Raw genomic sequence first — 24296 nt, forward strand, 5'->3', positions numbered from 1 at the left:
TGTCCGGTAGAGAATCATACCGGATTTTGACCGAACACCATTTTGGGGGACGTAATGCGTCGTACGCTTGCCTTGACTGCCCTTGCCGCGTCTGTCGCACTTGTTTCTGCTGTCTCTGTGGCACAGGCACGTGATCAGGTTCGTATCGTCGGCTCGTCGACAATCTTTCCGCTAACCACCAAGGTCGCGGAATATTTTGCCAAAACCACCGGTCAACCGGCTCCTGTTGTTGAAAGCACCGGTTCTGGCGGTGGCTTCAAGCTGTTTTGTGGCGGGATCGGGGAACAATATCCCGATATCGTTGATGCATCACGTCCGATTTCCGGTTCGGAAACCGCAATTTGTGCGGCCAATTCGGTCCGCAATATCAGCGAAATCAAAATCGGCTATGACGGCATCGTTCTTTTGGGATCGCGCGAAGCGCCGACCATGGAACTTACTGCCCGCCAGCTTTATCTGGCCCTTGCCCGTACCATCCCGGTCAATGGCGCCAGTGTGCCCAACCCCAATGTCAAATGGTCTGATGTCGATCCGTCATTGCCGGATTTGAAAATCCGCGTTTACGGCCCGCCGCCGACCTCGGGCACCCGCGACCTTATGGGGCAGCTTTTGCTCGATAAGGGCTGTTCAACCTTTGCCGATATCGCAAGTCTTGAATCATCCGATCCTGACAGCTTCCGGTTGCTGTGCCGAACCATCCGCGAAGACGGGGCCTATATCGAGGCAGGTGAAAATGATCGCCTTGTCATCAGCAAGCTTGAAAAAGACCCGACATCCTTTGGGGTGATGGGCTTTAACAATCTTGAACGAAACCGTGACAAGCTTCAGGGCATCACGATCAACGGCATCGGACCTGATTACGAAACCATCCTTGATGGCAGTTATCCTGGGTCGCGTGCGCTGTATCTTTACGTCAAGGACGACCATGAACAGCTTGTCAGGTCGCTCAATGCCTTTATCACCACCTATGTTTCGGAAACCGTGATTGGCGCAGAAGGTCTTCTTGTCGATAACGGTCTGGTGCCGCTGACCGATGAAGAACGCCTTGAAACAATGGCAGCATCGAAAAAGTTTGCTGGCAACTGATCAGTCGGAAGCCGGATCAGAATTCAAGCGGCCGGACATCAGTCCGGCCGTTTTGCCATCCAGACCTGATTGGTGGCATATTTGGGTGGACTGCCCTTGAAATCAGAAAATTCCGATATCGAAACAAACCCGGAAAGTTCCAGCATCAATCGCATTTCGCTGCGCGTCACCCAGCGCAAATGATGCCAGGCGTCTTCGCGCCGAAGAACCACGCCATCCGGACCGACTTCCTCGAACCGCCAATGTTCGCTAAATCGCTGGGTCAGGGGATCGTTGGTGCGCTCCATCGCCGTGATCCGCAATTGGCTGTCTGGCTTTCCGACCCCGTCGGGCATCGGAAAGATCGGCAATTCGACAAAATCGGGATCGCCTTCGGGCAGGCAATAACGCAAATCAGGATCCATCAGATCAAGTGCGATGACCCCGCCGGGTTTGAGATGGGCAAAGGCCCGTGCAAGGGCACGGCGCTGATCATGGACATCGGTGATTTCCTGAAGCCCGCGAAACGGGATGATGACCAGATCAAATACCCGGCCCAGATCAAAGTCGCACATATTGCCGGGATGCCAGACAAGATCGGGATATTTGGCACGTGCCTGATCCAGCATGGCCGGGGACAGGTCCAGTCCTTCGACCGCAATATCAAGATCGGCAATCGCGGCACTGATCCGTCCGGTGCCGCAACCGAGCTCAAGCACGCCAAGCGATCCCGCAAGGCTTTTGGCAAGGCGTGTATAGAATGGAATGGGATCTTCGAAAATTTTGCGATCAAGATCAGCGCGAAGATCGTAACTTGCCGTATTTAGCCCACCGACCGGATAGAATTCATCAAGATTGGATGAATTCGTCATTCAAAATCCAGTTCCGCATAGTGACTGGATGGCGGGAAGCTGGCCTGACGATCAGCCAGAATATCACGCATGGACGGACGGCTTTTGATCCGCATATACCAATCCTTGGCGCGCGGATGTTTGGACCAGTTGATATCGCCCATATAGTCGATCACGGAAATCTGTGCGGCAGCAGCAAGATCAGCCATGGTCAGATGATCCCCGGCAAGCCAGTTCCGGCGTTCAAACAACCAGCCGATATAATCAAGATGATAGGCGGCATTGGTCCGACCGGCACGCAGCACCTTGGTATCTGGGGTGCCGGTGGAAAAGAACCGTTTCAGAAGCTTTTCACCAAGCAGATGATCGGTGACCTCGCGGTTAAACTTACCGTCAAACCAGGCAACAAGACGGCGGATTTCGGCGCGTTCCTTGGGGTTTGAACCCAGCAGCTTGGGTTCTTCGTCAGAAATCTCGTCGAGATATTCGCAAATCACGGTCGAGTCACACAGAACCGTTCCGTCCTCATCCTCAAGCACCGGGACTTCACCGGCCGGATTGAGCAACAGAAACTCGTCGCGCCGTTCCCAAACCGGTTCGGCTTTCAATTCGAAATCTAGTTTTTTCTCGGCCAGAACCAGGCGCACTTTGCGCGAATATGGTGAAAGCCAAAAATGATATAACTGACGCATAAACGTGAAGATACCCGACCAAGGATGAACGTTTTGCAAAGACCCGCCAGCGGTGTTCAGATATTGGCAAAACGGCAATTCACACAGTTCATTTCAGAACCGGAATTGCAAAATCTGTCAAACCACGCAACAGGACGGAAGTAAAGGCCTTCAACGCAAATGTCGTGCGATTTTCACGCTTTTGACAAGACTTGCGATCAGAAACCTGAAAGCGGTGCTATTTGCCGCGGCTTTTTGCCAGTTCAAGCAACCCGTCAAGGTCAAGACAGGCCTCAAGATGGTCGGCCAGTTCATCAAGGGCGGCGTCGACTCCGGCATCGAAACTGCTTTGGCGCGGGTCATTATCCCCGCCAATCGCCGCCAGAAAGCCGTGCCGAAACGCATCACTGCCAAACAGCCCGTGCAGATAGCATCCCAACACCCGGCCATCGGCACTGATCGCGCCATCGGGGCTATCAAGCCCGTCAAGTGCCAGCCAGCCCCGCATGCGATCTGGTCCCTCGGTCTGGCCCATATGAATTTCATAGCCGCTGACCGCGATCCCGCACTCAAGTGGCCCTCGAACGGCGTCCGATGTTGTCAGGCCATCGGTTTTGCGCAGTGTCTTGTCACCGGCCATGACGGTTTCGACATCCAGAAGACCCAAGCCCGCCTCGCTTCCCGCTTTGCCTTCGACCCCGTCAGGATCATGGACCATCCGGCCCAGCATCTGATAGCCGCCGCATATCCCGACGACAAAGCCGCCGCGCCGGTGATGGGCAAGAATGTCGATATCCCAGCCCTGTTCTTTCAGGAAACGCAGATCCGCCATGGTCGACTTTGAGCCGGGCAAAAGCACCAGGTCACAGTCGGCAGGGATCACCTGACCGGGTTTGATCACCAGAAGGTCGACATCATCCTCGGCCGCCAGCGGATCAAGATCATCGAAATTGGCAATGCGCGGCAGATGTGGCACGGCAATGCGAATCACGCGCCCGGCCGCACCATCGCCATTGGCACCATTGTCCGTCGCACCTCCATCTGTGCGACGCTGATATTTGCCCGCTTTTTCAAGGGCCACGCCATCTTCGGCGGGGAGCTTATGCGCGCCCTGCCAATATGTTGCGATACCGTAACCTTTAAGCCCGCATGCCTGTTCGATGATCCCTGTTGCCGATGCAAACAGCGACACATCACCGCGGAACTTGTTGATCACATAGCCCTTTAGCCATCTGCGATCATCGTCGGACAAAAGCGCATGGGTACCGACGATGGATGCGATGACCCCGCCGCGATCAATATCGCCCACCAGAATGACCGGGACTTTCGCCGCCTCGGCAAAGCCCATATTGGCGATGTCAGCCGCCCGGAGATTGACTTCCGCCGGTGACCCGGCCCCTTCGACAAGGACAAGGTCGGCATCACGCGCCATCACCTCGAAACTTTCGATGACCTTGGGCAAAAGATCACGTTTGAGACGATAGTAATCGCGCGCCTTGGCACTGGTCAGAACCTTGCCCTGTACGACAACCTGCGCGCCGATATCACTTTGTGGCTTCAGCAGGACCGGGTTCATATGGACCGTGGTTGGAACCCCGGCAGCACGGGCCTGAAGCGCCTGCGCACGGCCAATCTCGCCGCCATCATCGGTGACAGCGGCATTGTTGGACATGTTTTGCGGTTTGAACGGGCGCACGCGCAGGCCACGCCGGGCAAAGGCGCGGCACAATCCGGCAACCAGCATGGATTTACCGACATCAGATCCGGTCCCCTGAAGCATCAGGGCAGGAACAGATTGCACGTTCATTCCGGTTTCAAAACTTTCACCTTGTTCCCCAATAACGGCGATATCGCGCCAGATTGATCAGAACTCGACACCGATCTGGGCTTTGATGCCCTGTTCGCGGAACGGGTGCTTTATCATGGTCATTTCGGTCACCAGATCAGCAGCCTCGATCAGGGTATCGGGCGCGTTACGGCCGGTAAGGACAATATGCTGATCGGGAAGCTTGTTTGAAAGCGCTTCAAGCACATCGTCAAGCGGCAGAAAATCATAGCGCAGAACGATATTGATCTCGTCAAGGATGACCATGGCAAAGCTTGGATCACGCAGCATTTCCAGCGCCTTGTTCCAGGCTTCACGCGCCAGTGCGACATCCTGCGCACGGTTCTGGGTTTCCCAGGTAAAGCCATTGCCCATGGCGTGGAATTCGCAAAGATCGGGGAACTTTTTAAGCAGCTTTGCCTCGCCGGTTTCCCAGCCGCCCTTGATGAACTGAACCACACCGACCTTCATGTCATGGCCGACACAGCGCATCGCCATGCCAAAGGCCGAGGATGATTTACCCTTGCCCTTGCCGGTATGGACAATGATCAGGCCCTTTTTATCGATCTTCTGGGCCATCATCTTGTCGCGCGCAGCCTTGATTTTCTTCATTTTTTCATCATGGCGCGCGTTGATATCAATGTCTGGCTGGCTTTTATCGGTCATGGTTTCATCCCTTTGAAGTGCGCCCCCACAATGCGGCGAAAGCGCATGCGGGATCAAGGGCAGTTTTGCGGTGTTTGATCAAGCTCAAGCCCGGCAATCACACCCTGAAAACCATGCTTGCGGGCTGCCGGGCAAAATAGGGCCGGATCCGCCCCCTCTTCAAAATATTCCACGGCAAAGACCGGCTTTCCCTGTGCAATATAGGGATCAAATTCATCCATGAAGCCAAGCCGGAATGCCGATTCAAGCAGCGCAAAATCCATCCGGTCCACCAGATCATCGACAAGTTCGGAGGCATTTTTCTGTCCGATGGCAAGACCGCGATCATGGGCCAGATCAACCAGCCATTCGACATAGCGCACCTGATCTTCACGTGTGAGCTTAAATCCCGTTGTCCTGTTTGACTGATCGGCTTCGTAACCGTCAATATTATCGGGTTCTACCGCCAAGAATCCCTTTTGCCGGCACCGGTCAAACCGGGCCGTCATGATATCGGCAAAGCGTTCATAATGGCCGATATCAAGCCAGTATTCGCCGTCCCAACCCCAATAGGCATTGCCAACCACATCCGTCGGGAACTGATGATAATCGTCGCGCCAGTCTTCAAGTGCGCCGACATTGATATAGCAAACCGGATAAAGTCCCGCCTTGCGCCATTTCGCCACCTGAAGCGCGGTTGTTTCATCAAGATCAGCACCAATCACAGCAATGCTGGCCGGATCGACAGCAATTTCACCCTGCAGCTGCCAGTGAAAAGCCCCATGAGGCACGGAAAACCATCCATTGTTTTCTGTGGCCCGCGCATTTTGTGCCACAGGCATCAGACAAATGGCGACGCCAAACAGGCAGAAGACAAAGGAAAACAATCTTTTCGCGTCGTTCATTGATGGCCCCGGAATATGACCGCCTCACTTTGCCCGCCCGCGGCAAGCAAGACAACCCTTACACCCCAGGACCATGCACACAAGAAAAGGTGCGGCCCAAAGACCGCACCCTTCTGCTGCCATTGGCAGCATTCCCCACCCACAAACCAAACTGTCTTTCCGGAACGATATTTCCTTAGCAGATCGTGCCTTCGCGCGGTGACAGACCAAGATCACCGGTGACAAGATCAGCCCACTTATCGGGTTCGCGCATATCGATATTGCGCAATTCCGGGCGCCGCATCCGGGCCTTGTTAAACAATTGCAGACGGTCACCCGGTGACATGCGTTTCAGCCGCATCAGGGCTTTGCGCACGGTTTCATTGTGCGATGTCACCGGGGTCTGGAAACTGTGTTCGACGACCTCAAGCCTGCGTTCAAGCCAGTCGCGGCTGACAACCACCTCTTCGATCAGGGCTCTGAATTCCCGGACCACCGGAAAATGATCAAGGGCGACATGGGCAACCGAAATCGCCGTGCGCCAGACCTGGCGTTCAACACCTTGCAGGTAGCGCCAATAAATCTGAACCTTGGCATCAATTTCGAACCGGGTCTGGTCCGGGCCGGGCAGATGATGGGCAAGTTCGGTCATACCGGCATGAAATTCTTCAAAGCTGACCGGGCGGTGCTGGCCGTTAAAGCGTTCACGCACGTCAAGAACGGCGCGAATGGCCCCGCGGGCCGGGCGATAACGCCCCTGTCCGTGCGTATCGGCCCGCAACCAGTCGGGCATGTCACAATCTGCAAGCAGGAAGTCAATGATATCTGCGTGCCCTTTGTGGGCAGGCAAGGGAGTTTGCAAATAGTCAGGCAAACGAACGTTGGTCTTGTTCTCCATCGCGGCCTCCTATCTTTTCGATCGTCCTGCTTCCCGTGCTGACGATCCGAAAGGTGTGCCCCGTCCCTCACAACTTATTAACAGTTGGTTAATCGAGATATGGTGCGAAAACGTAACGTTTCAACTCCTGACAATGTTCCCTTGGTAAATTTCTTGTGAATCCCGTCAGTTAGTCGACCACACCTATGGGCGGTCCATCAGTTCGGTGGCAACGCTGTTGCGGCGCGGCTGCCAAAGGCCGCGTTCGATTGCTTCGCGCAGGCGATCCCGAATGTCGCGCAGGGCATCTGGGTTGTACTGTTCGATAAAGTCGCGAACCTTTGGATCATCAAGATAGGCATCATAAACCAGATCAAAATGATGATCAGCCACACAACGCGCCGTTGCCGCAAAGGCAAACAGATAATCCACTGTGGCTGCCATCTCGAACGCGCCCTTATAGCCATGGCGCATCACGCCATTGATCCATTTGGGATTGACCACACGGGCCCGGACCACACGGGCGATTTCTTCTTCCAGCGTGCGGATTTTGGGGCTTTCGGGGCGGGAATGGTCACTATGATAAACAATAGGCTGTTTACCCGACAGATTGCGCACCGCCGATGTCATTCCGCCTTCGAACTGATAATAGTCATCGGAATCAAGCAGATCATGTTCACGGTTATCCTGATTATGGACAATCGCATCAACATTCGCCAAACGGGTTTCAAACAGCTTGCGCGCAGCAATGCCCTCGGCCCCGTTCCCATAGGCATAACTGCCCCATGCCAGATAGGCATCGGCAAGATCGGCTTCGTCTTCCCACAGCTGTTCGTCGATCATCGCCTGCAAACCGGCACCATAGGCACCGGGCTTTGATCCGAACACGCGGAAACCGGCCTGCTGGCGGGCCTGATCGGCACCCATGCCCTGATCGCTTAGTTTTGCCGTCTCCCGCGCGATACGCGTGGCAATCGGGTTGATGTCCTCAGCTTCATCGGCCTGATCGGCCACCGCGCGTACTGCACTGTCAAACAGGTCAATCAAGCCCGGAAACGCATCACGGAAGAACCCCGATATGCGCAAGGTTACATCAACACGCGGACGGCCCAAAAGCGATGCCGGCATGATCTCAAACCCGGTCACACGGCGTGACGCGCTATCCCATGTCGGACGTACCCCCATCAGGGCAAGGGCCTGCGCAATATCGTCACCACCCGTGCGCATATTGCTGGTCCCCCAAACCGAAAGTCCAAGGGCACTGGGCCATTCCCCGTGATCCTGCACGTGCCGTTCAAGCAGCAATTCTGCCGATTTCCATCCCAGTTGCCAGGCCGCTGGCGTCGGGATTGTGCGGGTATCCACCGAATAGAAATTACGTCCGGTCGGCAACACGTCGGGCCGTCCGCGGGTTGGCGCCCCCGATGGTCCCGGTTCGACAAACTTGCCCGAAAGGCCGCGCAGAATGCCGGAAATCTCGGCCGCACCACAACCGGTTACGGCCGGGCGAATATTTGTTTCGATATCGGAAATAACATCATTCACCGCATCCCATGCCGGATCAGCAGTGAGGGTGCCATTGACCAGATCACGGGCCAGAAGTTCGATGCGTTCGACCGTATCACCCGTCGTGCGCCAGGGCCCGATATCCTGATCATCATAGGCGGCAAGAATATCGGGCTTGGCACCGGGCCAGAATTCAGCGAATGCGCAATCAAGCGGATCAAATTGCGGATCGGCAAGAATATCCCTGGCGATTGCCCGATGCAGCGACGCCTTTGGTCCCGTATCAGCACCGCGTGGCAAGCGCGCCAGCGCGACCAGAAGATCGGTCAGAAGATCACCCTCAGGGGCCTTTCCAAAGATATGCAGGCCATCACGGATTTGCAGTTCCTTGAGCTCGCACAGATAGTTATCAAGCTTGGCCAACGCGCTTTCTTCGTCTTCACCGGCTTCGATCCCGCAATCACGATCAAGGCCAATGCGAATGGCAAGCTCAAGAATATCGCGTTTGAGGATCACCAGACGGCGCGGATCGACCGCAGCAGCGTCATAATATTCGTCCACCAGTGCTTCGAGATCCTTGAGCGGACCATAGCTTTCCGCCCGCGTCAGGGGCGGGGTCAAATGGTCAAGGATCACGGCCTGTGCCCGGCGTTTGGCCTGCGTGCCTTCGCCCGGATCATTGACGATAAAGGGATAGAAATGCGGGGTTGGGCCAAAGACCGCCTCGGGGAAGCAATCCTCGGACAATGCCAGTGACTTGCCCGGTAACCATTCCATATTGCCGTGCTTGCCAAAATGAATGATCGCATCGACGCCAAACACATGGCGCAGCCAGATGTAAAAGGCGAAATAGTTATGCGGCGGCACCAGATCGGGCGAGTGATAGCTTTCAAGCGGATCAATGTTATAGCCACGCGCAGGCTGCAACCCGACCACCACATTGCCCATCGGCAGGATCGATAGCGCAAAGCTGTCCTGATCGGACAGATAAAACGGATCGGTCTTCGGGTCGCCCCAGGCATCCGTCACCTGATCCCGAATGGATTTTGGCAATTCCTCAAACGCGGTCCGGTATTTTGCCATCGGCAAGGTCACGCGTATGTCACGTCCGGCAAGGGATTTGAAATCGTTGGTCGGTCCGGCCTTCACCGCCGAAATCAGGGCGTCGCCATTATCGGGCACATCGGTAAGCTCATACCCCTCTGCCTGCATGGCACGCAGGGTTTCAATCATGCCAGCCGGGGTATCAAGCCCGACACCATTTCCCAGACGGGCATCCTTGTTGGGATAGTTCGCCATGACCATGGCGATCTTGCGGTGCGGGGCATCAGTGGTACGCAGCCTGATCCAGTTGGCGGCAAGTTTGGCCGTGAAGGCCACGCGATCTCGTACCGGGATATATTTGACCAGATCAATCTGCGTCAGGTCATCCTTGCCCGCCGATCCCTTGAACGAAATGGCACGTGCCAGAATACGGCCGTCAACTTCGGGCAGGGCGACATTCATCGCAATATCCCGTGCGGCCAAGCCGTTCACGCCATCGCGCCAGGCTTCTTCGCTGCCACCCGACAGCACCACCTGAAAGACCGGCGCATCGACCGCATCAAACGGCCCGTCAAGTCGTTCCGAACCCGGAACGGAAAGCGCAAACCCGGTGGTATTGAGGATCAAATCCGCGCATGTTTCCGATAACCAGTCACTAACCAGCGCACTTGCCACCGGGTCCTTAAGGCTGGCGACAAAAATTGGCAATGGATTGAGATGGTTGATACAAAGTTCTTCAACCAGTGCGTCAATTACGTCGAGATTCCCGGCCTGAACGAGGGATCGATAGAAGATTACCGGTGTAACCGGTTGATCTTTAACCCAGTTTGACCGGATTTCATCAAGATTTGCGTGGGATTTTCCCGGCCAATAGCCACCCGCCTTGACCAAAGGGGCGGCTGGGGACCAGTTCCAGCTCACATTTACATTTAACTTTTCATATATAAGGCGAAGTAAATTCTCGGCATTTTGCGGGCCACCTTCAATCAGATAGCGCCAGATATGCTGATATTCACTGCCTCTGAGCGTCGAAAGCGAAAGCAGTTCGGCATCGGGTTGATCATCACCCGGCAGCAGAACCAATGGAATGTCCCTGGCGCGCGCCATGGCAACCAGTTGCTCGACGCCATATTCCCAGTAACCGCGCCCGCCCAGAATGCGCACAATGATGAATTTGGCATCGCTTAATACATCATCGACATACAGATCGACCGACATATTGTGGCCAAGCTGCAAAAGGCTGGCCAGACGCAAGGATGGAACGTCATCACCAAAGGCATCGATCAACCGCGCCTGCGCCCCGGCAAGACAGGCAAGCTCGGACTCGGCAGCAGACAGGATCACGACATCCCCCGGTTCCTGACCAAGGTCCACCGCCTCGCTGCCATCGGTAACCATTCCGGGCTGAGCTGCCAAAAGATGCATTTGAAATTCCGTCTTTTACGTCGTCAAAGGCACCGATACCGGATGCAAAACACCCGGTATCGATCAGATTGATCTGTCTTTGGAAAGACGGCCTCAGGCCGCCTTGATCGCGGTCTCGATGGCGGCGCGATCCAGTCCATGCAGACCGATCACCACCAGCTCGGAGCGGCGGTTTTCCGTTTCTGCCCACGGGCGATCAAAGTAACGCTGGAAACGTTCGCCAACACCCTGAACCACATGGCGCATCGGCTTGCCGGGGATATCAAGGAAACCCTTGATACGCAGAACATCAAACTGGCGGACAACATCGACCAGGCGCTTTTCCAGGGCAGCCGGATCATTGACCGCATCAAGCGACACCACAAAGCTTTCAAAGTCATCGTGATCATGCTCATGACCATCGTCGTGATGGCTTGGGCGGCTATCAAGGTCATCTTCGGCAGCGGCACCAAGCCCCAGCAGAATGGCGTTTTCAACGCGGGAATGTTCGGTTGCGATGATCTTGACCGATGGTCTTTTCAGCTCTGCCCGAATGTCGGCTTCGACCTTGGCGCGTTCTTCGTCGGTCAGAAGATCGGTTTTGTTCAAAACCACCATATCCGCGCAATGAAGCTGTTCTTCGAACAGTTCTTCAAGCGGGCTTTCATGGTCAAGATTTTCATCAGCCTCGCGCTGTGCCTGAACCGCATGATGGTCATGGGCAAACAGACCGTCGCGCAGGGCCGCGCCATCAAGAACCGCAACCACCCCGTCCACGGTCACACGCGACCGGACTTCCGGCCAGTTAAACGCCTTGACCAGCGGTTTCGGCAAAGCCAGACCAGATGTTTCAATCACGATGTGATCAGGCGGTGTTTCGCGATCAATCAGCCCGCGAATGGTCGGCAGGAAATCATCTGCGACCGTGCAGCAAATGCACCCGTTTGCCAGTTCAACGACATCATCCTCGGCACAACCTTCGATGCCGCAGCCATTGATGATGCCACGATCAACACCAAGATCGCCAAATTCATTGATGATCAGGGCGATGCGTTTGCCATTGGCATTTTCCAGCATGTTGCGGATCATGGTTGTCTTGCCCGCACCCAGAAAACCGGTGATAACCGTTGCCGGGATTTTTCCCAATTGCGCCATCTTATAAATCCTTAAAAATCAATATATTAACTTGTTATTTGACCTGCATCGGGATGCCTGCGACCACCAGTGTCACCCGATCAACCAGTTCAGCGATGCGTTGATGCAACCGTCCGGCATGGTCACGAAAGGTCCGTGCCATTGCATTTTCCGGAACAATGCCGAAACCGACTTCGTTTGATACCAGCAAAACCGGAATCTTCAATGTCGGGATCAGTTCGCAAAGCTGATCAAATTCCGCATCAATGTCGCGATCTTCAAGCATCAGATTGGTCAGCCACAAGGTCAGGCAATCAACCAGAACCGGCTTTGCGACCGTTCGGTTGCAGGTTGCAAGCGTGCCACAAAGATCAAGGGGTTCCTCAATCGTTTGCCAAAGATCGCCACGCGACTGTTTGTGAAGGTCGATGCGGTTGGCCATTTCATCATCCCATGCCCGGCCCGTCGCGACATAAATCCCGCCACCGGCATGATTGATGATGTTTTCGGCAAACCGACTTTTACCCGATCGTGCACCACCAAGGATCAGGTGCGTCCCGCCAAGCGGGTCATTTTGGGTCATTGTCTGTTCCTCGCCATGGCCTCCCACCGAGGCCCGATTGCGTCGCCACCGGTTTTTGACTGGTGACACCTTCGGCTGGTTTCCTGGCTGCGGGCATGAAAGCAATCCGCCTTCCCGGTTTCCCGGTGGCTGATGAACGACCTTGCGTCCATCTGGATCACCCAACCCGATACAGTTGCGGGGGCAGCATCGGCATCGCACCGATTTCCCATCACCGAACGGTGCGCCGAACCTAACAGGTTTGGTTCCGAACCCAAAGGGCATTCTCCAATTGGCGAAGCACCCTAATCGAAAGGTCAGTATTTGTAAGAATTGTCTTCTTGAGGGGAGCCCTCCTTTAAGAGAACATAATATTATCACGCTGGAATTAGAGTGAGACAAAATCACCTTCCAGTGGGATCGCCGGGACAAAAACCATCATAACCCGGTGTGCCACAGAAAAAATGTGGCAACTGAATCTTGGGGTTAACTGGAATTTTTCATAATCAGATGGCAGTTTCTGCACAACTATCGAAAATCCGAAAACCGAACACGCCAAGCTGGGTTACATCGTCCCGAAAGGATATGTGGCTTGGCTTGCTTGAACGTTTGAACTCTGAAAATCGCGCGTTTCAGACCTTTTTGCACGAATATGCGACGGATTCAGAGATCACGCTTTCGCGGCGTGATGTTCGCAACATCTTTGCGCTTGATGCCTCCAAGGGCGTGATTGGAACCATTATCTGGTCCCATTCCCGAGGCATCCGTGTGAATGCATTGTCGCTGCTTGTCCGCGACCTTCCGACATTGATTACCCTGATGTCGATTTCCGATTTCGGCGAAGAGGAACTGAACGAATTGCTGGCCCAGCCGGGCATTTCGGTTCCGACCGCAAGCAAGATGCTCTCGGCCTGCGGCAAGACCTATTGCGGCATGCCAGCAGCCATTATCGACGACAATGTTATTCAGGTGATTGAAAATACGGCATTGTCCGAAGATTTTCCGAATGTTGCCAATTTGCGCAACAAGTCGCGCAGCCGTCCGATGCCCTATTACGAGGCCTATCTTCAGGACGTGACCGCGATCTGCGAAAAGTATGACATTTCGGCAGATCTACTCGATCGATATCTGGCCGAACAGGCTTTTGACGATCTTTCCCCAAAAGCAGAACTACAATCGGCCTGAACGCGACCATCCGGAAATCGATCCGGCCAGAGCCAGAAACGGCATCATCTCAAACGGGATAGATGCCTTTTCTGGTTCTGCAGGGCCGAGATGGTGACACCACAGTTTCCGGTTTTAGTAAGTTTGATTAACCCCGGTGATCCGCCAGCCGGGCTGATCAACCCCGTCAATATATTCAAGCTTGGTCAGGCTCAGCGTATCAATATGAAATGACAGGGCCGCCTCAAGCGACAAGCCAAGGGCATTGGCCATGATCGCCCGGATCGTTCCGCCATGAATGACCGCAACGATATCGCGCCCGGCCCAGTATCGGTTCAGACGATTGAAAATCGGACCAACCCGGTCGACCACATCGGCGAAGCTTTCGCCATTGGGTGGTTGCTGACGGGCGAAATCGGTCCAGAACTGCGTGGTTTCACCTTTGGGAAGATCATTCCAGTGCTGCAGTTCCCATGCGCCGAAATGCTGTTCGGAAAAGCCGCTTTCGCGCGTTGGCACAACGTCTTCGTCAATAACTTCCTGAAGCTTGAGCGCGGTATCAAGAGTCCGGGAAAGATGACTTGTGACCCAGACCGCATCGCGCGGTAAATGGCGGGCGACTGCACGTAATTTCTTTTCATCAGACAAATCAGCGGGCATGTCGCTGCGGCCGTAAACCAGACGTTCCGGGTTCTCGACCGGGGCATGTCGCACCAGCCACCAGCGCGTTGTTTCAGCTTTGATCATATATTCCTCAGACCAATCGGGCTTTGGCGATGAAGGATCGCAAACGCTGTCATCTTACCATCATGCCATGGTCATCGCCGCGATAAATCCGATACCGGCAAACAGCTCGGCACAGATTTGCGTTGCGCCCAAAACGTCGCCTGTTTGCCCACCAATCTGCCATTTGGCAACCAGCCGGACCAGACAAATGGCAAGGGCAACGCCGCAACTAACCGCAAGCGTTGCAACAATGCCGGAAAGGACGAGAACAATCACAGTCGCAATCGCAAGTCCGATCAGGATCGGCAGCCCGTCGGGCCGTCCCGCCCCCTTGCCCAGACCATTATCGCGCGCCGGAGGCAGGATACGCATCATAACCGGTATGGCGGCACGTGAAATTACTGCAACAACCAGGAAAATAACCGCCCCCTGGCCCATATCCGCAGCCGCCATAATCAGGGTCAGACGCAATGCCAGACCAAGTATCAAGGCAACCACGCCATAAGTACCAACCGTACTGTCGCGCATGATTTCCAGTTTGCGGGCCTGATCGACACCACCGCCAAAACCGTCTGCGCAATCGGCAAGACCGTCTTCATGCATGGCCCCGGTCAATAGCACCATGGACGCAACTGCAAAGATTGCAAATATGACCGCATTTCCGGTCAGGTAATGGGCCAGCATGGCAGGAAGCAAAGCAAATCCGGCCAGCACCAGACCAACAAGCGGCCAGCACCAGACTGATCGTGCAATCATGACAGGACGAAAGTCATCAATATGGTAAACCGGCACCCGGCTCAGCAAAGCCATGGCCCGCCAGAAGTCGGTCAGAACAGACGTATCTGCGATGGTTTCGTGGCCAAATTCCTTTGACTTCGCATCCGGTTGATCTGTGCTTTGCATATTTGTTTCGTTTTGGTTATGATCTTCGGGCACCGTCAAATTCCGATATTCGAACTGGCATTCTGTTGCACATGGGCCTAGTTTGAGGCCGATTTCCCCGGCGCCTGTCATCCTGCCATCTGATGGAAGCTGCCCCGCACCGGGAAACCAGAAACCTGATGAACAGCAAGACGCACCATTTGATTGGTTTCTGAACCTAGTCCTTACCATCTCAGAAGCCAAGCGGAACACGCTTTCGACGAAATGCCGCCAGCCGGAGACCAATATGTTCAATGCCAAGCACCCGCCCCAAAACCTTGATGAGATCCGCACCCTTCTGGCTGAATTGCCCGGTGTGGATAGCGACGCACAGGCAGCGGTACTCGAACGCGAACCGACCCTGACCAAGCCGGCCGGATCGCTTGGGCGACTGGAAGAATTCAGCTTGTGGCTTGCAGGTTGGCAGGGAACATCGCGTCCGCGCATGTCGCGTCCACGCGTTACGGTCTTTGCCGGAAGCCACGGTGTGGTCGCGCAGGGAGTTTCGGCCTTTCCGCCAAGTGTGAACCAGCAGATGGTCGAAAACTTCATCAATGGCGGGGCGGCCATCAACCAGATTTGCAAATCGGTTGATGCGGAATTGCGGGTGATGGAAGTTGCCCTTGAAATCCCGACCAATGATTTCAGCCAGGAACCGGCGATGGATGATGAAGGCTGCGCAGAAGCCATGGCCTTTGGCATGAGCGCAATCGAAAAGGGCCTTGATCTGTTTGTTCCGGGTGAAATGGGGATTGGCAATACCACCGCGGCCGCCGCAATTGCACATGCGCTTTATGGCGGAACCCCGGCCGAATGGACAGGCCGGGGCACCGGGATTGATGATGCCGCACTCACACTTAAGACCCGCGTGGTTGGCGATGCCATCATCCTGCATAAAAACCAGATGCATGACGGGCTTGATGTGTTGCGCTGTGTCGGCGGTCGTGAAATCGCCGCCATGGCTGGTGCGATTATTGCTGCGCGTTATTCACGGGTGCCGGTTTTGCTTGATGGCTATGTTTCCTGTGCGGCGGCTGCTGTTCTTGCTGCGGTGCGTGCTGATGCGCTCGATCACTGCCTTGTCGGTCATGTTTCAGCCGAGCCGGGGCATATCCGCTTGCTCGACAAGCTTGGTAAAAAGGCCCTGATTGATTTTGGCATGCGCCTTGGCGAGGGATCAGGTGCCGCACTTGCCATCCCGCTTCTGCGTTCGGCAGCCGAATGCCACAACGGCATGGCAACCTTTGAAAAAGCCGGAATTGATGGCAAGGAAGAGGCGTAAACTTTTCCAGGCGATGCGATAAGTGATGTTATCGACAGGATAGCGCCGGAGGCAACCGGCGCTATTTTTTTGTCCGCTCGCTCATCAGGTGCTCGACATGGCGGCCCTGGAACATGGTGATATTGATTGAATGGCCAAACTTGATGGCCCGTTCATCATCGCAACGGCAAAGAATCACACGCGTATCACCAGATTCAGCAACCGCAGCCCGCATGGCTTCGCGATGCTCTTCGTCCATGCTTTCCATCTCCGGATCCCAGATCATCTTGATCATATCAACGCCAAGCTTGTTACGGTTGATATAGGGAAGCGACAGATGGCTGATACCATCAATACAGATGCGATACCCGCGATCACGGCAAAAATCACGCGCGAAGAAGAACGCACCCAGATCGGCGAAAATATCGATCTTTTGCAGTTCAAGAACAATGGTGCCGCGCTGACCGGCTTTGACATTGCTGTCAAAGGTCAGGAAATCAGGTGATAGCAAGGTCGACACATTGAGATTGATACTGACCGAACCGGTCACGGATGCATCATTGGACCGCGTCAAAAGCGACAGCATGCGACGATCAAGAATTTCCGTCAGATGCTGGAACAACCACCGGTTCGACAGAACATTGACATCGGGCAGGAGCGTTTCCTGCAAATCCTTGATTGAAATGAACAATTCATGAAACACCGGCGTCGGGTTGGCATCGCCGACCACCGCACAAATCGCCTGTCGGCGCATCAGATTGGACAGATCTGCCCGGCGCAGGGATTCATCAATACGGCCAAGAATTTTAGGTGTCAGCGGCGCACGATCATCCCCATAGTCCGGGTGATCGTTATGGCGTTCTGCTGCCTTGCTGACGACGCGTGGCCGGTTGGCGTTTGATCGCACCAGCATCTGGGTCAGATGCAGGAATTCCTTATATTGCTGGCCGACATCGAAATAGTCGGTGAAAGTGGCCGGTGCGCCGCTTTCATCCTTGCCATCGCTGATCAGTGGATCATCATTAAACAGGAACTTAAGCCGGAAAATGACGGCATTGACCTCGTCCATTTCCGCGGCATCGAAAATGAAAATCAGATCCTGATTCGACAGGGTAAAAATGCGACCGGTGACTTCCGGCACGATTTCTTCAAAGGCAACAATCGCCGTGCGGATATGGTGATCACGCCGGTTGAATGCCTGCAATTTCGAGAAATGCACATGGATAGCACCGACACCGTCCTTGCGCCGCTCAAGGCGCCGCACATAGTCGACGAGAAAGGCCTCGGGTGATGGAAGTGAGCTATCAGACATTAATGCAAAAACCAGATTATTGTTTTATCGGAACCAATGCCGATACCAAGCCCGTTTCATAATAGAGCCTGTCGATTAACAGGTTATGTATTTATCATTCATATCTATTGAAACCAAACGTGAAAATCGGACATTTTCAAACATCTGGCGAAAAGATAAGTCGTAGCTTTCCGCCATCCAAGCTGCTAGTTTCAGCCCGATTTAACATCTGAGCGATAGGTCAAAGAACAATATGTGGCGACGCAAACGCATTCTGGTAACGGGTGGCGCAGGTTTTCTTGGGTCGCATCTGTGTGAACGTCTGCTTGAAGAAGGCAATGACGTTCTTTGCGTCGACAATTTCTATACCGGCACCAAAGACAACATTATCCATCTGCTTGAAAATCCGCATTTCGAACTGATGCGTCATGATGTGACCTTCCCGCTCTATCTCGAAGTCGACGAGATTTACAATCTGGCCTGCCCGGCATCGCCAATCCATTATCAGCACGACCCGGTCCAGACGACCAAGACGAGCGTGCATGGTGCGATCAATATGCTTGGCCTTGCAAAGCGGGTTGGTGCAAAGATTTTCCAGGCATCGACCAGCGAAGTCTATGGCGATCCGGAAGTACATCCGCAAACCGAAGATTACCGTGGCAATGTCAACCCGATCGGTCCGCGCGCCTGCTATGACGAAGGCAAGCGCTGCGCAGAGACCCTGTTCTTTGACTATCACCGCCAGCACGGCCTTGATATCAAGGTTGCCCGTATCTTCAATACCTATGGCCCGCGCATGCATCCACAAGATGGCCGCGTGGTTTCAAACTTCATCATTCAGGCACTTCAGGGTGAAGACATCACCATCTATGGAGACGGCGAACAAACCCGTTCCTTCTGTTTCTATACTGACCTGATTGAAGGCTTCGTGCGTCTGATGGCGACCGATAAATCAGTGACCGGCCCGATGAACCTTGGAAACCCTTATGAAATCACCATTCGCGAACTCGCAGAACGTGTGATTGACATGACGTCATCGTCATCCAGGCTGATCTTCAAGGATCTGCCGGCTGATGATCCGCTTCAGCGTAAACCCGATATTACCTTTGCCCGCAATACACTGGGCTGGGAGCCGAAAGTAGCACTGGAAACCGGTCTTGGCTCAACCATTGAGTATTTCCGCGATCTGATTGTGAAACACGGTTAAGACGACTTACTGCAGGATTTTGACGCGCGATGGATATCAAAGCCTTTTTCGATGCCGAATTTGACGAGCATCTTGATCTGGTCAACAAAACCCGCGAAGCAACCCGCGATGCGTTCATTGAACTGGTCGAAATCTGTACCGATGCGCTGAATGACGGCAACAAACTGCTGTTTTTCGGCAATGGTGGCTCTGCGGCAGATGCCCAGCATATCGCAACCGAATTTACGGTTCGCTATATCCATGATCGTCGCGCCCTTCCGGCTATTGCCCTGACCACCGACAGTTCGGCATTGACCGCAATCGGCAATGATTTCGGGTTCGATTACCTGTTCTCGCGCCAGATCGAAGCACTCGGCAACCCCGACGATGTTGCAATCGGGATTTCGACATCGGGCAACAGCAAGAACGTCAATCTTGGGCTGGCCAAGGCCAGGGAAATGGGACTGATTGCGACCGGCTGGACCGGGAAAACCGGCGGCGATATGGTTGGTCTGTGTGATCCGCTGATGATTGTGCCAAGCAACACCACGGCACGCATTCAGGAAATGCATATCCAGCTTGGTCAGATGCTGGTCGGTGCCCTTGAGCACACCCTTGGCCTGACCAAGCGATAAGTTCGCCAGACACCTGATTTATAAAATACCCAGACAGAACAAAGACACCACAGCATGACCGATCTTAGCCATCTGGCCCGACAGGTAGAACAACTGACCAACGCCAAAGTTCTTTGCATTGGCGATGTCATGCTTGATCGCTTTGTCTATGGATCGGTTAACCGTATCTCGCCCGAAGCCCCGATCCCGGTAATCCGGGTCGAACGCGAAAGTGCGATGCTCGGCGGTGCGGGCAACGTCGCCCGCAATGCCACAGCCCTTGGCGCGTCTGTTCAGTTTCTGACACTTGTCGGGGATGATCTGCCGGGCCGGGAAGTCATGGAGTATGTTTCCAATGACAAGGGTGTTGAGCCCTATATCCAGACCGAACGCAACCGCCCGACCACGATCAAAACCCGCTATATCGCCAGCGGACAGCAATTGTTGCGATCTGACAACGAAACCACATCCGATATTGCCCCGGCGACAATCAGCAACCTTTCAGCCCTTGCAGGGCAGCTGGCACCAGACGTTGAAGCGATCATTCTGTCTGATTACGGCAAGGGTGTTTTGCACGCCGACGTGGTTGCCGCCGCCATCAATGCGGCACGCAAGGCCGGGAAGCCGGTCATTGTCGACCCGAAAGGCAATGATTACAGCATCTATCGCGGTGCCACCGTGGTCACGCCGAACCGCGCCGAAGCACAGGCCGCGACCGGCATTGCGGTTAATAGTGACGAAGATGCGATTGCTGCGGCAACCAAAATCATCACCGAATGCGGCATTGATAATGTCCTTCTGACCAGAAGCCAGGATGGCATGACCCTTGTCACCAAGGGGGGTGAGGCCATTCACCTGCCAACCGAGGCCCGCGAAGTGTTTGACGTATCGGGTGCGGGTGACACGGTGGTTGCCTGCCTTGCCTCGGCCGTGGCGGCGGGATCAAGTCTTGCCGATGCGGCGCGCATTGCCAATGTTGCCGCCGGTATCGTGGTTGGTAAAATCGGCACTGCGATAGTCTATCCTGATGAGCTGGTATCGGCCCTGCACCACCATGATCTGATGATTGGCGAGGCCAAACTGATGCCGCTTGATCGTATGGTGGATCGCGCAGAGCGCTGGCGTCGCAAGGGATACAAGGTCGGCTTTACCAATGGCTGCTTTGACCTTTTGCACCCCGGCCATCTCAGCCTGCTCCGACAGGCACGCGCAAATTGCGACCGCCTGATTGTCGGGCTTAATTCCGATGCATCGGTCAAACGTCTCAAAGGCGAAAGCCGCCCGGTTCAATCCGAAGCTGCCCGTGCTGCTGTTTTGGGATCCCTTGAAACAGTCAGTGGCGTCGTGATTTTCAGTGAAGACACACCGATCAAACTGATCGAGGCGATCAAGCCTGACATCCTTGTCAAAGGTGCCGATTACACCATCGACAAGGTGGTGGGTGCCGATATCGTGCATGGCTATGGCGGCAAGGTGGTTCTGGCCAATCTTGAAGACGGGTTTTCAACCACCTCGACCATTGCGCGCATGAATGACGGCAAAAAATAAGGTCTGACTTTCAGACGACCTTATGGAACGGCTTTGACGTCATCGGGCCATGGCCCGATGACCAGGTCCGGCCAGATTTTCTTCCAGCGCGCGACTTTCGCCTCATAGACCTTGCGGATTGGCAAAACCGGATTGGGTATAATCTGGCCTGACATCGCAGCCTCCAGCCCAAACGGGGCATAGATGCGAAAGCTGCCATTTCTGTCTTTTCGCAGTCCTATTGCCGTTGTCTGATAGGCAAAACGGTCGATCCCGTCGCTGGCATAATGGACCGGGCCATAGTCAAAACCGAACTTTTCCGGATACCAGATCGGCACGCGCGCCTGATTTCGGACTTCAATGCGAACTGGCAAATGGGCAAAGAGTGCCGCGGCTTGGGAAATCACCCGATCTTCGGCCTCCCAGTCCGTATCGGGATCGAAATAAAAAATGTCGTAATCGTTGATATCGGCTTCCGACTGCCGTCCGGCATTCAGGTTCCAGATGGTTTGCGCCAGACACCCGGCGGTCAGCCACCAATCGGAAAAGCCAAGTGATCCGAACCGACCCAGGATTTCGCCATTGAACCGGTTTTGAAAAACCCCGTTTACGAAGTCTGCGCCGAGAACACACTGATCAATGAGTTGCCCGGAACTCATAACCCGACCCAAAGAAGCTTGATCACAACCGGCCAGGCCGCATTGATCAGGCAGGCCCCGGTATAAAGCGACAATGCCCGATCGATGTCCGAGGCCGTGGCATCACGCCGCCCCGATCCGATATAGGGGTCATCAACGATCTCGTCGCCATATTGGCGGGGTCCGGCAAGGGCAAGATCAAGCGCCCCGGCAAAGGCTGCTTCCTGCCATCCGGCATTTGGGGATTTATGCTTGCCTGCATCGCGCAAAAGTGTCTGCCATGCGGCTTTGCCACTGGTCTTTGCCCCAAGAACAGCAGCCAGACAAATCACCCCCCCGGCAATGCGGGCCGGAATAAAATTCACCACATCATCAAGGCGTGCGGCAAAACGCCCGAAATACAAATACCGTTCGTTGCGGTGACCGATCATGGAATCAAGGGTGTTGATCGCCTTATAGACGCAAATGCCAATCGGACCGGCAACCACATACCAGAAGAGTGGCGCGACAACACCGTCCGAGAAATTTTCAGCACAGCTTTCAATCGCGGCCCGGCTGACACCAGCTTCATCAAGCTTGTCCGGATCGCGCCCGACAATCATTGAAACCGCCTTGCGCCCGCCTGCAAGCCCATCTTTCCTAAGCGCTGTCGAGACGGCTTTGACGTGCTGATAAAGCCCCTTTTGGGCAATCAGAACTGCGACCAGAAGAATTTCAAATCCCCGGAAGACATCCCCCAGCGTCGAAACCAGCTGAACCACCCCGCCAAAACACCCGGCTGCGGCAATCACCGCCAAACTTGTTACAGTCCCGCGAACGATCAGATCAGCATGGCTGCGACCCGGACGGTTAAGGCGGGCTTCAAACCACGCAATCAGGTTGCCAATCCAGACAACCGGATGAGAAATGCGCGAAAACAGCCAGGGGAAGTCGCCAAAGATGGCGTCCAACACCAGTGCCAGCACCAGTATTGTGAAAAGTGGCCCGGAAAACCCGGAAACCGGAATAAGAAAATCGACGAGATCAGGTTCCATCGGCGCAATGTGCGTCCTGCACAGCCAACCGTCAATGCCAATGACAAGTCCTGTGGATAAGTCATTCTATCAACAAGACGATTTGCCATTCCCGATCCGGTTTGCTAGAACATTTTCATACGATTTTTAATTTCATCATACCAACAAGTCAGTGACCGAAGTTTCGGTCACGTCAGCCCCCCTTGCGATCACCAGCCGGTATACAGACATCCCCATAGCCAAACGCCCCCTACAACATCTTCGATATCAACAGATACCCCGCCCACAATAAGTAGTATTTTCGCCCCCGATGCGGCCTGCGATCCATCTTCTGTTACCTGCCGCTTGCATTCCGCAAGCCAATCGGTGAAAACGGGGGTGGCATCGGGTACCGCGATGGCAAAAGCATCGCGAAGAACACCAAAAGAGAGACAAAGGAGCAGCCTTTTATGTCCCCCAAAGGCGCAGTAATGATTTGCGGCCACGGTTCGCGCGACGAACGCGCCGTTTCACAGTTCAACGCCATGGTTGAAACGATGAAACAGACCCATCTGGCCGACTATGATGTCGAAAGCGGCTTTCTCGAATTTGCCCACCCGATCCTTCGTGACGGCTTTGAAAAGCTCAAAGCCATGGGCCACAAAAAGATTTATGCCCTTCCGGGTATGCTGTTTGCTGCCGGTCACGTCAAAAATGACCTGCCAAGCGAAGTGAACAATTTCGCCCATGAAAATCCGGATATCGAAGTCCTGTTTGGCCGCGATCTGGCCATTGATCCCAAACTTCTGAGTGCGGCCAAAGACCGTATCGAGGAAGCGATGGCCGATGCCGATGACAGCGTGTCACGCAAGGAAACGCTTCTGATGGTTGTCGGGCGTGGCACCAACGATCCGGATGCCAATTCAAACGTCTATAAAGTTGCCCGCATGCTGCAGGAAGGTATGGGCTTTGGCCGCACCGAAATCAGTTATTCCGGCGTTGCCCATCCGCGCGTCAATGCGGGTCTGCGCGAAGCGATGAAACTGGGATACAAGCGCGTCGTCGTCTTCCCCTATTTCCTGTTCGCCGGTATCCTGATTGACCGCATCTATACCCACACCGATGAAGTTGCCGCCGAATTTGGCGATGTTGAATTCATCAAGGCAGGCTATCTTAAAGACCACCCGATGGTGCTTGAAAGCTTTGCCGAACGCCTTGCCGAGATCGACACCGGCGACAACAATATGAACTGTCAGCTGTGCAAATACCGCGAACAGATCATCGGCTTTGAAGGCGATGTTGGCACCCCGCAGGTTGGCCACCACCACCATGTGATGGGGATCGGCACGGACGGACACAGCCATGGTCATAGCCACGGCCATCATCACCATGGTCATGGGCACCATCATCATGGACACGAACATGATCATAGCCACGATCACAGTCATGACCATGATCACGGGCACAGCCATTCCCATGATGACGTGAATAAATCGACCGGTTCCTGA

The 24296-nt window shown here is 54.5% G+C and carries 21 protein-coding genes and 1 riboswitch; of the genes, 7 read left to right on the plus strand and 14 right to left on the minus strand.

From position 1 onward, the window contains the following. The first annotated feature begins 54 nt into the window (after nt 1-54). Nucleotides 55-1086, plus strand: a complete 1032-nt coding sequence (locus TH30_RS01100; protein WP_114096257.1) for a substrate-binding domain-containing protein — start codon at nt 55-57, stop codon at nt 1084-1086. Between the two features lie 38 nt (nt 1087-1124). On the opposite strand, the gene TH30_RS01105 is transcribed toward TH30_RS01100, so the two are convergent. The 9 genes from TH30_RS01105 to cobU all read right to left on the minus strand — a co-directional run bounded on the left by TH30_RS01105 (nt 1125) and on the right by cobU (nt 12489). Next, on the minus strand, nt 1125-1937 hold the full coding sequence (locus TH30_RS01105) for a class I SAM-dependent methyltransferase (RefSeq protein ID WP_114096258.1): 813 nt from the start codon (nt 1935-1937) through the stop codon (nt 1125-1127). Beyond that, the gene (locus tag TH30_RS01110) at nt 1934-2608 is read right to left on the minus strand and encodes a glutathione S-transferase family protein (protein ID WP_114096259.1); all 675 of its coding nucleotides are present in this window, start codon (nt 2606-2608) and stop codon (nt 1934-1936) included. The genes TH30_RS01105 and TH30_RS01110 overlap by 4 nt, the downstream gene beginning before the upstream one ends. A 217-nt stretch (nt 2609-2825) precedes the next feature. Beyond that, entirely contained in the window at nt 2826-4394 is a 1569-nt protein-coding gene (locus TH30_RS01115) for a cobyric acid synthase (protein ID WP_114096260.1), read from the minus strand. A 57-nt stretch (nt 4395-4451) separates the two neighbouring features. After that, nucleotides 4452-5078, minus strand: a complete 627-nt coding sequence (cobO, locus tag TH30_RS01120; RefSeq protein WP_114096835.1) for a cob(I)yrinic acid a,c-diamide adenosyltransferase — start codon at nt 5076-5078, stop codon at nt 4452-4454. A gap of 53 nt (nt 5079-5131) precedes the next feature. Then, entirely contained in the window at nt 5132-5962 is an 831-nt protein-coding gene (locus tag TH30_RS01125; RefSeq protein WP_258548567.1) for an endo alpha-1,4 polygalactosaminidase, read from the minus strand. A 175-nt stretch (nt 5963-6137) separates the two neighbouring features. Further along, nucleotides 6138-6839, minus strand: a complete 702-nt coding sequence (locus TH30_RS01130) for a hypothetical protein (RefSeq protein WP_114096261.1) — start codon at nt 6837-6839, stop codon at nt 6138-6140. A gap of 183 nt (nt 6840-7022) precedes the next feature. Then, nucleotides 7023-10793, minus strand: a complete 3771-nt coding sequence (cobN, locus tag TH30_RS01135; protein WP_114096262.1) for a cobaltochelatase subunit CobN — start codon at nt 10791-10793, stop codon at nt 7023-7025. A gap of 93 nt (nt 10794-10886) precedes the next feature. Beyond that, nucleotides 10887-11927, minus strand: a complete 1041-nt coding sequence (gene cobW / locus TH30_RS01140; protein ID WP_114096263.1) for a cobalamin biosynthesis protein CobW — start codon at nt 11925-11927, stop codon at nt 10887-10889. Nucleotides 11928-11961: 34 nt separating this feature from the next. Then, entirely contained in the window at nt 11962-12489 is a 528-nt protein-coding gene (cobU, locus tag TH30_RS01145) for a bifunctional adenosylcobinamide kinase/adenosylcobinamide-phosphate guanylyltransferase (protein WP_114096264.1), read from the minus strand. Nucleotides 12490-12545: 56 nt separating this feature from the next. Continuing rightward, nucleotides 12546-12735: riboswitch (cobalamin riboswitch) on the minus strand. Between the two features lie 243 nt (nt 12736-12978). Between cobU and TH30_RS01150 the strand changes: the two genes are divergently transcribed. After that, on the plus strand, nt 12979-13653 hold the full coding sequence (locus TH30_RS01150) for a hypothetical protein (protein WP_114096265.1): 675 nt from the start codon (nt 12979-12981) through the stop codon (nt 13651-13653). 114 nt (nt 13654-13767) lie between these two features. Here TH30_RS01150 and TH30_RS01155 read toward each other — a convergent pair whose 3' ends face one another. Together TH30_RS01155 and cobS are read right to left on the minus strand one after the other, a co-directional pair. Continuing rightward, on the minus strand, nt 13768-14379 hold the full coding sequence (locus tag TH30_RS01155; protein ID WP_114096266.1) for a histidine phosphatase family protein: 612 nt from the start codon (nt 14377-14379) through the stop codon (nt 13768-13770). 60 nt (nt 14380-14439) lie between these two features. Then, complete coding sequence (gene cobS, locus TH30_RS01160) at nt 14440-15261, minus strand: adenosylcobinamide-GDP ribazoletransferase (protein ID WP_220150261.1); 822 nt, start codon at nt 15259-15261, stop codon at nt 14440-14442. A gap of 265 nt (nt 15262-15526) precedes the next feature. Between cobS and cobT the strand changes: the two genes are divergently transcribed. Beyond that, complete coding sequence (gene cobT, locus TH30_RS01165) at nt 15527-16561, plus strand: nicotinate-nucleotide--dimethylbenzimidazole phosphoribosyltransferase (protein WP_114096837.1); 1035 nt, start codon at nt 15527-15529, stop codon at nt 16559-16561. 61 nt (nt 16562-16622) lie between these two features. On the opposite strand, the gene TH30_RS01170 is transcribed toward cobT, so the two are convergent. Then, nucleotides 16623-17852 carry an EAL domain-containing protein gene (locus TH30_RS01170; protein WP_114096268.1) on the minus strand — a complete coding sequence of 410 codons (1230 nt, stop codon included), beginning with the start codon at nt 17850-17852 and terminating at the stop codon, nt 16623-16625. A 232-nt stretch (nt 17853-18084) separates the two neighbouring features. On the opposite strand from TH30_RS01170, the gene TH30_RS01175 reads away from it, so the two are divergent. From TH30_RS01175 to rfaE1, 3 genes are read left to right on the plus strand one after another with little or no spacing between them, the layout of a single operon-like run. Continuing rightward, entirely contained in the window at nt 18085-19038 is a 954-nt protein-coding gene (locus TH30_RS01175) for a UDP-glucuronic acid decarboxylase family protein (RefSeq protein WP_114096269.1), read from the plus strand. 29 nt (nt 19039-19067) lie between these two features. Next, complete coding sequence (locus TH30_RS01180; RefSeq protein WP_114096270.1) at nt 19068-19652, plus strand: D-sedoheptulose 7-phosphate isomerase; 585 nt, start codon at nt 19068-19070, stop codon at nt 19650-19652. A 54-nt stretch (nt 19653-19706) separates the two neighbouring features. Next, nucleotides 19707-21179, plus strand: coding sequence for a D-glycero-beta-D-manno-heptose-7-phosphate kinase (gene rfaE1 / locus TH30_RS01185; protein WP_114096271.1), 1473 nt, complete (start codon nt 19707-19709; stop codon nt 21177-21179). A gap of 20 nt (nt 21180-21199) precedes the next feature. On the opposite strand, the gene TH30_RS01190 is transcribed toward rfaE1, so the two are convergent. Next, the gene (locus TH30_RS01190; RefSeq protein ID WP_114096272.1) at nt 21200-21817 is read right to left on the minus strand and encodes a nucleotidyltransferase family protein; all 618 of its coding nucleotides are present in this window, start codon (nt 21815-21817) and stop codon (nt 21200-21202) included. Continuing rightward, nucleotides 21814-22830 carry an adenosylcobinamide-phosphate synthase CbiB gene (gene cbiB / locus TH30_RS01195; RefSeq protein WP_114096273.1) on the minus strand — a complete coding sequence of 339 codons (1017 nt, stop codon included), beginning with the start codon at nt 22828-22830 and terminating at the stop codon, nt 21814-21816. Before cbiB ends, TH30_RS01190 begins: the two co-directional genes overlap by 4 nt. A 428-nt stretch (nt 22831-23258) precedes the next feature. Between cbiB and TH30_RS01200 the strand changes: the two genes are divergently transcribed. After that, nucleotides 23259-24296, plus strand: a complete 1038-nt coding sequence (locus TH30_RS01200; protein WP_114096274.1) for a sirohydrochlorin chelatase — start codon at nt 23259-23261, stop codon at nt 24294-24296.

Origin of the sequence: Thalassospira profundimaris (genome assembly GCF_003326795.1) — a bacterium.
Classification (GTDB): domain Bacteria; phylum Pseudomonadota; class Alphaproteobacteria; order Rhodospirillales; family Thalassospiraceae; genus Thalassospira; species Thalassospira profundimaris_C.